This window comes from Citrobacter sp. wls829 (assembly GCF_005280825.1).
GTDB lineage: Bacteria > Pseudomonadota > Gammaproteobacteria > Enterobacterales > Enterobacteriaceae > Citrobacter > Citrobacter gillenii.
The window spans coordinates 12,698-25,943 of sequence record NZ_SZWP01000055.1; the positions used below are offsets into that span (position 1 = coordinate 12,698).

At 52.3% G+C, this 13,246-nt stretch carries 11 protein-coding genes; 7 read left to right on the plus strand and 4 right to left on the minus strand.

Annotated elements, in window-relative coordinates; all coding sequences use genetic code 11:
• Positions 1-17: 17 nt before the first annotated feature.
• The gene (gene gorA, locus FDW88_RS09810; RefSeq protein WP_115257229.1) at positions 18-1,370 is read left to right on the plus strand and encodes a glutathione-disulfide reductase; all 1,353 of its coding nucleotides are present in this window, start codon (positions 18-20) and stop codon (positions 1,368-1,370) included.
• 100 nt (positions 1,371-1,470) lie between these two features.
• Here the strand turns inward: gorA and FDW88_RS09815 are convergent, their stop codons facing one another.
• Complete coding sequence (locus FDW88_RS09815; RefSeq protein ID WP_115257228.1) at positions 1,471-2,865, minus strand: cytochrome-c peroxidase; 1,395 nt, start codon at positions 2,863-2,865, stop codon at positions 1,471-1,473.
• 430 nt (positions 2,866-3,295) lie between these two features.
• Here FDW88_RS09815 and FDW88_RS09820 point away from each other — a divergent pair, with 430 nt between their 5' ends.
• The gene (locus FDW88_RS09820) at positions 3,296-4,945 is read left to right on the plus strand and encodes an alpha,alpha-trehalase (RefSeq protein ID WP_115257227.1); all 1,650 of its coding nucleotides are present in this window, start codon (positions 3,296-3,298) and stop codon (positions 4,943-4,945) included.
• Positions 4,946-4,975: 30 nt separating this feature from the next.
• On the opposite strand, the gene FDW88_RS09825 is transcribed toward FDW88_RS09820, so the two are convergent.
• Positions 4,976-6,565 (minus strand): STY4199 family HEPN domain-containing protein, encoded by a 1,590-nt coding sequence (locus FDW88_RS09825; protein WP_137362476.1) that lies wholly within the window; start codon positions 6,563-6,565, stop codon positions 4,976-4,978.
• Between the two features lie 178 nt (positions 6,566-6,743).
• Between FDW88_RS09825 and FDW88_RS09830 the strand changes: the two genes are divergently transcribed.
• Complete coding sequence (locus tag FDW88_RS09830; protein ID WP_137362477.1) at positions 6,744-7,283, plus strand: GNAT family N-acetyltransferase; 540 nt, start codon at positions 6,744-6,746, stop codon at positions 7,281-7,283.
• 86 nt (positions 7,284-7,369) lie between these two features.
• Complete coding sequence (locus FDW88_RS09835) at positions 7,370-7,720, plus strand: glycoside hydrolase family protein (protein WP_117342504.1); 351 nt, start codon at positions 7,370-7,372, stop codon at positions 7,718-7,720.
• 18 nt (positions 7,721-7,738) lie between these two features.
• Here the strand turns inward: FDW88_RS09835 and FDW88_RS09840 are convergent, their stop codons facing one another.
• Positions 7,739-8,341: a response regulator transcription factor gene (locus FDW88_RS09840; protein ID WP_096759179.1), complete on the minus strand. Its 603-nt coding sequence runs from the start codon at positions 8,339-8,341 to the stop codon at positions 7,739-7,741.
• A 366-nt stretch (positions 8,342-8,707) separates the two neighbouring features.
• A complete protein-coding gene (locus FDW88_RS09845) occupies positions 8,708-9,466 on the minus strand; it encodes an SDR family NAD(P)-dependent oxidoreductase (RefSeq protein WP_137362478.1) in 759 nt (252 codons plus the stop codon).
• Positions 9,467-9,585: 119 nt separating this feature from the next.
• Here FDW88_RS09845 and FDW88_RS09850 point away from each other — a divergent pair, with 119 nt between their 5' ends.
• The 3 genes from FDW88_RS09850 (at position 9,586) to FDW88_RS09860 (ending at position 13,217) form a co-directional block, all read left to right on the plus strand.
• Entirely contained in the window at positions 9,586-10,485 is a 900-nt protein-coding gene (locus FDW88_RS09850) for a LysR family transcriptional regulator (protein ID WP_096759177.1), read from the plus strand.
• A 47-nt stretch (positions 10,486-10,532) separates the two neighbouring features.
• Positions 10,533-11,561, plus strand: a complete 1,029-nt coding sequence (yhjD, locus tag FDW88_RS09855) for an inner membrane protein YhjD (RefSeq protein ID WP_115257221.1) — start codon at positions 10,533-10,535, stop codon at positions 11,559-11,561.
• Between the two features lie 333 nt (positions 11,562-11,894).
• Positions 11,895-13,217, plus strand: a complete 1,323-nt coding sequence (locus FDW88_RS09860; RefSeq protein ID WP_096759175.1) for an MFS transporter — start codon at positions 11,895-11,897, stop codon at positions 13,215-13,217.
• Positions 13,218-13,246: the final 29 nt, after the last annotated feature.

The window sequence follows — 13,246 nt, forward strand, 5'->3', positions numbered from 1 at the left end:
AACATGAAGGAGCGGTCATGACCAAACACTATGATTACATCGCTATCGGCGGCGGCAGCGGCGGTATCGCCTCCATTAACCGCGCGGCCATGTACGGTCAGAAATGCGCGTTGATTGAGGCCAAAGAACTGGGCGGTACCTGCGTCAACGTTGGCTGTGTACCGAAGAAAGTGATGTGGCATGCCGCACAGGTTCGTGAAGCGATCCATATGTACGGCCCGGACTACGGCTTCGATACCACCATCAATAAATTCGACTGGGACAAGCTGATTGCCACCCGTACCGCCTATATCGACCGCATTCACACCTCGTACGACAACGTACTGGGTAAAAATAATGTCGATGTGATCAAAGGTTTTGCCCGCTTCGTTGATGCCAAGACCATTGAAGTAAACGGTGAAACCATCACCGCCGATCATATTTTGATTGCTACCGGCGGCCGCCCGAGCCACCCGAACATTCCAGGCGTGGAATACGGTATTGATTCCGACGGTTTCTTTGAACTGCCAGCCCTGCCGAAGCGCGTTGCGGTAGTTGGTGCAGGTTACATCGCCGTTGAACTGGCTGGCGTGATTAACGGCCTGGGCGCAGAAACACATCTGTTCGTGCGTAAACACGCGCCGCTGCGCAGCTTTGACCCGATGATCGTCGACACGCTGGTTGAGGTAATGAATGCCGAAGGCCCGACCCTGCATACACACGCGATTCCAAAAGCGGTGGTTAAAAATGCAGATGGCAGCCTGACCCTGGAGCTGGAAGATGGTCGTAGCCAGACCGTGGATTGCCTGATCTGGGCGATTGGCCGTGAACCGGCAACCGATAACTTTAACCTGGCGGTTACTGGCGTGAAAACCAACGAAAAAGGTTACATCATCGTTGATAAATACCAGAACACTAGCGTTCCTGGGATTTACGCCGTGGGCGATAACACCGGTGCCGTTGAATTAACGCCGGTTGCCGTTGCCGCGGGTCGTCGCCTGTCCGAACGTCTGTTTAACAACAAGCCGGACGAACATCTGGACTACAGCAACATCCCGACCGTGGTCTTCAGCCATCCGCCAATTGGCACCGTCGGCTTAACCGAGCAACAGGCGCGCGAGCAGCACGGCGATGATCAGGTGAAAGTGTATAAATCATCGTTTACCGCGATGTATACCGCTGTCACCACACACCGTCAGCCGTGCCGTATGAAGCTGGTGTGCGTGGGTCCGGAAGAGAAGATTGTCGGTATTCACGGCATCGGCTTTGGCATGGACGAAATGCTGCAGGGCTTTGCCGTGGCACTGAAAATGGGCGCGACCAAGAAAGACTTCGACAACACAGTCGCTATTCACCCGACCGCGTCGGAAGAATTTGTCACCATGCGTTAATACTATAAATGCCGGATGGCAGCTAATGCCTTATCCGGCCTACAAACACCGTAATATGTAGGCCAGATAAAGCATAAGTCGCCCTTCGGCATTGTATTAATCACTTATCCTGCATATACGGCGTATAGATCCCGTTGAGGCTTTCAAGGAACGCCACGATATCGTCGATATCTTTTTGCGGCAGTTCTTTGCCGACCTGATAACGCAGCATCAGTTTTACCGCGCCGTCGAGGGTTGGCACATCTCCCCGGTGGAAATAAGGCGCAGTCAGTGCAACGTTGCGTAATCCAGGGACTTTCTGGCGCAGCTTATCTCGTAATTCATTGGTGACGTTCATTCGACCAATATCTACGGCAGTGACCTCACCAAAATTAAAGTCCTTTTTCAAGCCTAAGGGTTCAAATGAACGCCCGCCTAAAATAATACCGCCATGGCAGGTGGCACATTTATTTTCCTTAAATAATTGATAGCCATGTTTTTGCTGAGCCGTTAACGCGCTTTCATCACCCCGCAGCCATTTATCAAACGGTGCATTTGGCGTAATTAACGTCTTCTCAAACTCAGCAATCGCATCGGTAATATTGTCCCCGCTGAATCCCTGAGGATAAACGGTGATAAATTCTTGCTTCAGCACCGGGTCTTTATCTAACTTCTGGATAATTTCATCCCAGGATTTCGACGCCATTTCAATCGGGTTTAACGGTGGACCACCCGCCTGCGCCTGCAATGTTGGTGCGCGACCGTCCCAGAATTGTTCCACGTTAAAGACCGAGTTAAACACCGTCGGTGCATTAATCGGTCCAACGGCGCCACCGACACCGATTGACGTTTTCCTGCCATCCACACCGCCTGCGTTTAAGGCGTGGCAGTGCGCACAGGAGATCGTGCTGTCGCCAGAAATGCGCGGGTCATGATACAGCGTAAAGCCCAGCGCCACTTTGCGGGCATCAGTCGGAATACTTTCCGGTATTGGCTGTACGGGCTCATTGCGATGCTGCGTGGCGGTATCACGGCTGGCGTAGTACTGCTCACGTTGTTTGGCTACCCAGCCAAGAATGTCTTCTCGCTCAGCATCGCTGACCTTACCGGCCCAGTGCAGCGCGGTATAACGCGTTGGTGGCATGGTGTCATACTGCATCACCCATTCAATTTTATTCAAATCACTTTGCGAAACGGGTTTATCCGCAACCAGCGCGGCACGAACAGCTTCAAGATTGAATGATTTGTATCCTAATTGAATGTCATAATTCATCAATTGTTTAGCGACGGGAAAGGAAGAATAGAAAGGTAATTCAGCTGAAGGCGTGTGACAATAATCACATCCCTTTTCGCGTAAAAATCCTAATACCTTATTATTGGCTTCCAGCGTAGAGGCCTGAACATCAGCCTGTTTGCTACGTTGATTATCGTGATACCACACATAACCGGATAATCCAAAATAACAAATTACGATGCCTGTTATGGCAATCGCGGTAAGACGGGTAATGATTTTCATTATTTTACCCTCACCGTTGTGAGTTATTGTGACCCAGAAAATTGAAATAATTAATGCGCAGTCTTTGTCAGACTTGACCATCATAGAAAATAAGTGGAGTATTATTTTGATAAGTATCAATCAATTACATGGGCCAGAACTATCATTAGAATAGCCTGCACCTATTACAGGGATCGGATGTTAGCTGATTCTGTTCACACCTCGTTGCAATCGAATGTTCTGAAAATGGAAAATATACAGATCGCACAATACCAATAATTCTTCATTATTATCATTAAGATAGTTTTATTTTTTAAATATTAAAAAACATAAGAACGTGATCAACCGCACGCTTTACTCACCCGACACCGAAGCGAATGTCTACGCTTAACAGACAGCCGGGCAATAGCCGTTTCCTTTCAACATCTCTTTACCGGAGGTCTTTCTCATTATGCTCAACCAGAAACTACCCCACGCCCCTTCAGAAGAACTGACGATCGACCTCGATCTGCTTTATGAAATGGATCCGTGCGAGTTAAAGCTGGATGAAATGATTGAGGCAGAGCCTGAGCCGGAGATGATTGAAGGGCTGCCTGCCTCAGATGCGTTAACGCCCGCCGATCGTTACCTCGAACTGTTCGAACATGTTCAGTCGTCAAAGCTGTTTGCCGACAGCAAAACCTTCCCCGACTGCGCACCCAAAATGGACCCGCTGGACATTTTGATCCGCTATCGCAAGGTTAAGCGGCACCGGGACTTTGACCTGCAGCGCTTTGTTGAGAACCATTTCTGGCTCCCCGAGACCCCGTCGAGTGAGTACGTTTCCAACCCGCAGGACTCTCTGAAAGAGCATATTGACCAGCTGTGGCCAGTGCTGACACGCGAACCGCAGGATCACATTCCCTGGTCCTCGCTGCTGGCGCTGCCGCAGTCGTATATTGTGCCGGGCGGACGTTTTAGCGAAACCTACTACTGGGATTCCTACTTCACTATGCTCGGTCTGGCGGAGAGCGGTCGGGGGGATCTGCTGAAATGTATGGCGGATAACTTTGCCTGGATGATTGAAAACTATGGCCATATCCCGAACGGTAATCGGACCTACTACCTGAGTCGCTCTCAGCCGCCGGTGTTTGCACTGATGGTGGAACTGTTTGAAGAAGATGGCGTGCGCGGCGCGCGGCGTTATCTGGATCATCTCAAAATGGAATACGCGTTCTGGATGGATGGCGCAGATTCCCTGGCGTTAAACCAGGCGTACCGTCATGTCATCAGAATGCCAGATGGTTCTCTGCTCAACCGTTATTGGGACGATCGTGATACCCCGCGCGATGAATCGTGGATCGAAGACGTCGAAACGGCCAAGCATTCTGGCCGGCCGCCGAATGAGGTGTATCGGGATTTGCGTGCCGGTGCGGCTTCCGGCTGGGATTACTCCTCACGCTGGCTGCGCGATGCGGGCCGCCTTGCCAGCATCCGCACCACCCAGTTCATCCCCATTGATCTCAACGCCTTCCTGTACAAACTGGAAAGCACCATTGCAAACATTTCGGCACTGAAAGGCGATCGCGAAACCGAGGCTCTGTTTCGCCAGAAAGCCACCAACCGCCGCGCCGCCGTGGACCACTTTCTATGGGATGATGAAAACGGCTGTTATCGGGATTATGACTGGCGACGCGAAGAGATGGCCCTCTTCTCCGCCGCCAGTATCGTGCCGCTGTATGTCGGTATGGCAACCCATGCACAAGCCGACCGCCTCGCTAATGCCGTACGCAGCCGTCTGTTAACCCCCGGGGGTATTATGGCGACGGAATACGAAACCGGTGAACAGTGGGATAAACCCAACGGCTGGGCACCGCTGCAGTGGATGGCGATTCAGGGCTTCAAGCTGTACGGTGACGACCACCTGGGAGATGAGATTGCCCGCAACTGGTTGAAAACGGTTAACCTTTTTTATCAGGAGCACCATAAGCTTATCGAGAAGTACCATATCGCCGACGGCACGCCACGTGAAGGCGGCGGCGGCGAGTACCCGTTGCAGGATGGCTTTGGCTGGACCAACGGCGTCGTGCGCCGATTAATCGGTCTCTACGGCGAGCCGTAACGGTCTGACAGGACGTTGCTTATCAGGCCGTCAGTTAATGGCGTCATACAGCGCGGTATGAATTTTCTGCCATTTCTTGTTTTCGGCGTTTGGCTCCGCGCGAGCGCGTCGTTCGGCTTGCTCGGCGTCATACCGTTGGCGCGCGACAACGTCCGGTTTAGCACAAAAACTTTGCAGATAGCTTTTATGCAGCGACGTCAGCGATGCGCCGTTCGACATCGCATGACTTAGCGTACTCATAAACTGCTGACAGGGCTGGGTTTCATCCATCTGCGAGGGATAGCGCAACAACAGCTTCAGCACAGCAGTATTGCCCGCAGAGAACGCCTGCTCCGTCCATGCCAGCTTCCAGTCCATCCCGCCTTGTAAAAACAATGACGTAATGCGGGTATCATTGCGATCGATAGCCGCCCGCATGGTAAACGCATCCCACGAAATGCCCATGCGGGTCACGGCTTCCCGTGCGGAAGGTGCATCACGTCGCGGTTCCTCTTGTATGATTTCAACCGATTGACCGGCGGTCACCCGCGGCGCAGGCGAGCTAAATAACCAGAATGCACCCAGCGATATTGCCAGCACCATCGCGCCAACGGCGACCCACAGCATGTTGGAAATCAGCTGCTCACGCTCTTCAGCCGTACGCTGCGCTCGCTTTTCTGGTGGGTCAATGCTGTCGGCAATTTCGTGTTTATCATCCCCGGTCTGTTCAGCCTTTTGCTTTGCCGTTTCCCAGAACTGGCGAACGAGACCCTGATCAGATTCCAGATACGATGCGGGATTGATGCGGACACGACGTTCTTCAAACGCCCGCTGCACGGGGTGGGTAATTTGTCGGTACTGATACTTTAACAACATCAGCTGTACCGAGGTCAGCGGCTGCTGAGCAAGAATGCTATTACGTGCTATCCGGCAATCATCAAGAAACATGCGCAGCGTTAAGCGCGGTTCGACAAACAGCGTGAGTACCGAAGTGTCATTAAAAATCTGGGTAAAGTGGCGCACGAACAGTTTCTTATCGACCACCATCAGCGCCAGCTCGCTAAACAACATGCCGTCCAGCGCATCACGCCCCTCACCCAGCTTAAGCCAGCGGCGCAGCCGGTCGGCACCGAAGTGCTGTTTCAGGAAGCTGTTGAGCGGATGCTGGTCCGGCCATACCCTTGCGACAAGGGCTTTGAGGGTTAACTCTATAGCACGAAGTTGGCTCTGCGCTTGCAGCTGCGCCTCCTGTCCTCCACTTTCAATATCGGTTTGATAGTGCAGGATCGGCTGAAGCTGGCGCAGTTGCTCCAGAGACGCGACAAAACGCAGCGCAGAAATGAGCTGGTTTTCACTGACATCCTGACCACTTTCATACTGGGGAACGTTTTGCTGAAGATGGCGTAACCGCAGGGTGAACTGGCTTAATTGCGCATCGTTCATCTGCAATCGTCTGGCTACCGCCCCCCAGCCACCCAGATTCAGGCGAGCCTGGTCGAGCTGTTCCAGAAACCAGCGCGGGTCTTTTCCCTCTGCAACATGCACACCTAACAACAACAGGATTTCCACCGATGCCTGGCGGATGATCCCCAAACAGTGTTCAAATGGCGTACATGTCGCCGGTAATGCGCTATTGGTCATTATCATCCCTAAAAGGGCCGTAACGGTACGGCCTCACAATGGTCTTTATTGCTCTTTTTATAAACGCGACGCCGTATTAAAACGGGCCGGTGTAAACTGAAACACATTCATATAACAAATGAATGTGTTTTACAGTGATGACCTCGTAATCATGGAAAATTATCCAGGAGATAAGCCTGTGCCCGTGTTAAAAACACCACGACTGACCTGCCGCCCGCTGACGGCGTCTGATTGGGATTTTTTCTTAGCATTACAGCAGGATCCTAGCGTAATGCACTATGTCTCCGATGCGCGCTCTGAACAAGACGTACGGGCAATATTCGACTCGCGTTTAGCTAAATGGTCTCCCGGAAGCACACACTGGCTATGCCTGGTCATGTGCGATAACGACTCGGGAACGCCGCTCGGCGTCACCGGATATGTTCACGAAAATAATGAGTGTGCCGAAGTGGGGTTTCTGCTCGCGCCCGAAGCGCAAGGTAAAGGCTATGGCGCGGAGTCTTTGCATGCCGTGTGTGATTTCGCGTTTACAAACGGCGGGCTACACCGTATGACGGCCTGCGTCACCGCCGGCAATTATGCGTCTCGACGTCTGCTGGAAAAGGCGGGATTTATTCTCGAAGGTACACTGCGCGAAAGCTATTGGCTGCATCAAACCTGGCACGATGACTGGATTTTCGGCCTGTTAAAGCACGAATATCCGCTCCGCGCGTCATAAGGCGTCTTACTGAAAAAACGGGCTGTATGGCAGGTACCGTAACGGAAGGTTTTCTCTAGAATGGTTCTCTTTGCAGAGAAATCAGTATGTACCGCCATTCATCACATTTTACGCCCGCCTGTATCGCCTTTATTAAACAAGGACAGGGATTGTCGCTGGAAAAATATCAGGATGAACGCGGGGTCTGGGTCATTGGCTACGGGCATGAAATCACCGTAGGTGAAACCTTCACGAGCCAAATTTCAGTAGCACAGGCAGAAACGCTGCTGCTCATGGATCTCTACGCTTGCGAGGAATTAATCCAGGCGAAATTGCCGCAACTGAACGATCTGTTTCAGCTGGAAGCATTAATTGCGTGGATGTTTAGCGTGGGGATAACCCGGTTTTGCGCATCAGAAATGTGGCCTGCTCATATTTCACAGCCAGAGACGATCTGACTGTGAAATAAGCGTTGATTAATGTACTTCGTTTAACATCATCGCCGCCTGGGTACGGTTTTTTACCTCCAGACGCTGATACAGCGACTCCAGATGCGCTTTTACCGTCCCGGTGCTGATATTTAACAGGCGACCAATTTGTTTATTGGACTCCCCCGCAGCCAGCATGGTCAAGATCTCGCGCTGACGCGAACTTAGTGCTTTTATATTTTGGCTACCGCACGCGGTTGGCGTTAAGCAATCTCTGGGATAAAACATCATGCCCATTGCCACGCTATTGAGCGCCAGCGCGAATGTTTCTGCGTCAGCGTCGCGCGGCACAATGGCCAGCACATTTAACTGTGTCACCTCCTGCAGCCATTTTTTACGGCAATCTGTGGCGGTGATCAGTACTTTTACTGTCGCATAGCGTTGCGCGAGTTGTTGGAGCAGTTCACGGCAAAACTCACTGCCAAGATCGCCATCAAGCATAACCAACGCATTGGGATTGTCTTCCAGCTTTTGCCAAAGGTCATCTGCCTGACTGACACCCTGAACATCCACTCCTGGAAGATTTTCTTGTAAACTGACATTCATTCCATGAATAAATATTGACTGCCTGTCAAACATTATTACCTGCATTATTTCTCTCCGTCTGAATAAGATATTGGCCTTAACACGCGGAAGGGTATTACCCACGGGGTAAAATAAGAACTCACCATTTGGCAGGGGCCATTCTACCGATGAAAGAAGAAGAGAGAAGCAGAAGTTATGAATAGTTACAGCTCAAACAAAAGGATTACATAAAGAGGTCATAAAAAGACTCTGAATTAAGGAATTCCTTATTATTAGCGCATACCTCTCGCCAAGTAATATTAATTAATCAGAGTCTATGTTTTTCACCAAAAATAAGGAACATGGCATGTCAGGGAAATATGTTACAAAAAATAATGTAGCATGAAGTGCTTATTTAATCAGAGTCAGTGACCGAATAAGCACGGGACGGGTTTACAGGAACATCCCGCCAGAGACCTCAATGCGCTGCGCGGTCATCCACGCCAGGTCATCACTAAGCAACGCAGCGATGGCATCACCAATATCATCCGGCAGCCCGACACGTCCCAATGCGGTTTGCGAGGCAATATATGCATTCAGCTGCGCATTGTCCCGCACGTTCCCGCCGCCAAAATCGGTTTCAATCGCGCCGGGCGCAATAATGTTCGCCGTAATACCGCGCTCCCCCAACTCTTTTGCCTGATAGCGGGTCAGCACTTCCATCGCGCCTTTCATGGCGGCATAGGCGCTGTAGCCTGGCAGGGCAAAACGCGACAGCCCGGTCGACACATTGAGGATCCTTCCCCCTTGGTTTATCAGCGGCAACAGGCTCTGCGTCAGGAAAAAAGGCCCTTTAAACTGGATGTTCAAAAGCTGGTCAAACTGCGCTTCGGTGAAGGCAGAATACGGCGCAGTTATGCCGATCCCGGCGTTGTTCAATAAATAATCAAACCTCGTACATTGCCACTGGGTTTGCAGCGTCTCCTGCATTTGTTCAACAAAGCGCGGAAACGTTGAAATATCGCCGACATTCAGCGGCAATGCTGCTGCTTTTCCGCCAAGTTGGCGAATATCATCCACCACCTGTTGAGCTTCTTTTTCATTGCTGTTCCACGTCAGAATGATGCCCATTCCTTTACTCGCCAGCTTAAGCGCCGCGTTTTTCCCCAGTCCACGACCGCCGCCGGTCACCAATACAATACGTTGCGTCATAAGAAACCTCATTTCAGGCGTTGTGAAGATTGAGATAAAGCTTATTAGGTGTTAGAAAAACAATAAATATGTCGAATTGCGCATTACTGTTTCCTTGGGAACAACAATAGGGCAGAGAGATGGATAAAATTCACGCAATGCAGTTGTTCCTCCGCGTCGCAGAACTGGAGAGTTTTTCGCGTGCGGCCGACACCCTCGGACTGCCTAAGGGAAGCGTATCGCGACAAATCCAGGCGCTGGAAAATCATCTGGGTACCCAGTTGCTGCATCGCACCACCCGCCGCGTTCAACTGACCCAGGACGGGATGATCTATTACGAACGTGCGAAAGATCTGTTGAGCAATCTGGATGAGCTGGACGGACTTTTTCATCACGATCCCACCAGCATCAGCGGTAAACTGCGGGTCGATATGCCGGTTGGCGTGGCCAGAAATCTGGTGATGCCCCGCCTGCCTGCCTTTTTGCATCAGTATCCAGGACTTGAGCTAGAACTCAGCAGCAGCGACCGTCTGGTGGATTTAATCCGTGAGGGTTTCGACTGCGTGGTGCGCGTGGGTGCGCTGAAAGATTCAGGGCTGATTGCCCGCCCGCTGGGGAAATTGACGCAGATTAACTGCGCCAGCCCACAGTATCTGGCCCGTTTTGGTTATCCCGAAAGTCTGGACGATTTGGCCTCGCATGCGGTGGTGCATTACGCGGTAAATCTGGGTACCCGTTCTCAGGGCTTTGAAATAGCGACCGACAACGGGCCCCGCTGGATAAAAACCGGCGGCATGCTGACGGTGAACAGTACCGAAACCTATCATGCGGCCTGTCTTGCCGGGTTGGGCATCATTCAGGTCCCACGCGTGGGTGTACGTGAGGCATTGCGCGCCGGTACGCTGGTTGAAGTCTTACCGCAGTATCGCGCCGAACCGATGCCGGTTTCTCTGCTGTATCCACATCGCCGTAATCTCTCCCGCCGGGTCCACCTGTTTATGGAATGGCTGACCGGCGTGATGAAAGACTATGTGGACTGACGCGCTATACTGTCCTGTGAATGCACAGAATAAGGACTACCGCCCTGATGACGCAGGAAAAAGACGTAAAACGCCCCATTCAGGAACTTGAGCACGCGCCGATCGCCAAAATTGACACCCCAGAGCGTGACCAGACAGAAACCAACAATAAGACCCATCAGGCGCTGAAAACAGCCCTGACTCTGGCGGAACGCGTTCAACGCCAGCCCATGATCGCCCACCTTATCCGCGCCGCAGAACGTTTTAATGACCGGATGGGAAACCAGTTTGGCGCGGCAATCACCTATTTCTCGTTCCTGTCGATGATCCCTATCCTGATGGTATCGTTCGCTGCCGCCGGTTTTATTCTCGCATCGCACCCCACGTTATTGCAGGATATCTTCAGTAAAATCCTGGCCAACGTCAGCGATCCGACGCTGGCATCCACGCTGAAAAACACCATCAATACCGCCGTTCAGCAACGTACCACCGTCGGGCTGGTCGGGCTGGGTATCGCCCTTTACTCCGGGGTTAACTGGATGGGAAACCTGCGCGAGGCCATTCGCGCCCAGTCGCGTGATGTCTGGGAACGCACGCCGCAGGATCAGGAGAAAATCTGGGTCAAATATCTGCGCGATTTTGTCTCGCTGATTGGATTACTGATTGCGCTGATTGTCACCCTGTCAATTACCTCCATCGCCGGTTCCGCCCAGCAGATGATAATCTCGGCCCTGTACCTCGATGGTATTGACTGGCTGAAACCCGCCTGGCGACTGATCGGCCTGGCGATCTCTATTTTCGCCAACTATCTGTTGTTCTTCTGGATTTTCTGGCGACTCCCGCGTCATCGCCCACGTAAGAAGGCACTCATTCGCGGTACCTTTATTGCGGCCTTTGGCTTTGAAGCAATCAAAATTATTATGACTTACACGCTGCCGTCGCTGGTGCAATCCCCGTCAGGCGCGGCGTTTGGCTCGGTATTAGGTCTAATGGCTTTCTTCTACTTCTTCGCCCGTTTGACCCTGTTCTGCGCCGCCTGGATAGCCACCGCGGAATACAAAGACGACCCGCGGATGCCGGGGAAAACACACCGCTAATCTTCGTTAACTGCCGGATGGCGCTACGCTTATCTGCCCTACTGGTGAGTTTTGTAGGCCGGATAAGCGTAGCGCCATCCGGCAATTATAATGCCGCCCGCTCTCACTGATTCAGTGAATAAATCCAACCCGTAACTTTTATTTAACCAAAAACCAGTTTTATCATCCAAGTTTTAAATTATGTGAAGCATTTCATAGAAGCGAAATCTTCGGCCTAAACATTATCCCCTTTTTGCCCGATTTTTGACCAAGCGCAACGATTGTTACAGATTGAAATGTCTCTTTTGCTGTGCGTAATATGACCGTTCGTTCGACAAAAAATAAGAAAATAATATGCAAGCAACCGCCACAACGCTCGACAACGAACAGGAACACACCCCGGTCAATTCGCGCAATAAAGTCGTCGTCGCCTCACTCATCGGTACCGCCATTGAGTTCTTCGACTTCTATATTTACGCGACCGCTGCGGTGATCGTTTTCCCCCATATCTTCTTCCCGCAGGGCGACCCGGCGGCGGCCACGCTGCAGTCTCTCGCCACCTTTGCTATCGCCTTTGTGGCGCGGCCGATCGGCTCGGCGGTGTTCGGACATTTCGGCGACCGCGTCGGGCGTAAGGTCACGCTGGTTGCTTCGCTGCTGACCATGGGGATTTCGACGGTGATTATCGGCTTGTTGCCGGGTTATGCGTCGATTGGGATTTTCGCCCCGATCCTGCTGGCACTGGCGCGTTTTGGTCAGGGATTGGGTCTTGGCGGTGAATGGGGCGGTGCTGCATTGCTGGCCACAGAAAATGCCCCACCGCGCAAACGGGCGCTCTATGGGTCCTTCCCGCAGTTGGGCGCACCGATCGGCTTCTTCTTTGCCAACGGCACGTTTCTGCTGCTCTCCTGGCTGCTGACCGATGAGCAGTTTATGAGCTGGGGCTGGCGTGTACCGTTTATAGCCTCTGCGGTACTGGTGATTATCGGTCTGTACGTTCGCGTCTCACTGCATGAATCCCCGGTGTTCGCCAAAGTCGCGGCAGCGAAAAAGCAGGTCAAGATCCCGCTGGGAACCCTGCTGACAAAACATGTTCGCGTCACGATCCTCGGCACGTTTATCATGCTGGCGACCTATACGCTGTTCTATATCATGACCGTTTACTCAATGACCTTCAGTACCGCCGCCGCCCCTGTGGGCCTTGGTTTACCGCGTAATGAAGTCCTGTGGATGCTGATGATGGCGGTGATTGGCTTTGGCGTGATGGTCCCGGTTGCCGGACTGCTGGCCGACGCGTTTGGTCGTCGCAAGAGCATGCTCATCATCACCACGCTTATCATTCTGTTCGCCCTGTTCGCCTTTAAACCGCTGCTGGGTTCTGGCAATCCGGCGCTGGTCTTTGTCTTCCTGCTGCTGGGGCTGAGCCTGATGGGGCTGACATTCGGCCCGATGGGCGCGCTGCTGCCGGAGCTGTTCCCGACCGAGGTGCGCTACACGGGCGCGTCGTTCTCGTATAACGTTTCATCGATTCTCGGCGCGTCCGTGGCCCCCTACATCGCGGCATGGTTGCAAGGTAACTATGGTTTGCCGGCCGTCGGGATTTATCTGGCATCGATGGCCGCATTAACGCTGATCGCGCTGCTGTTAATCCACGAGACGCGTCATCAGTCGTTGTGATTCTTTTGCCGGATGGCGGTGTAACCACC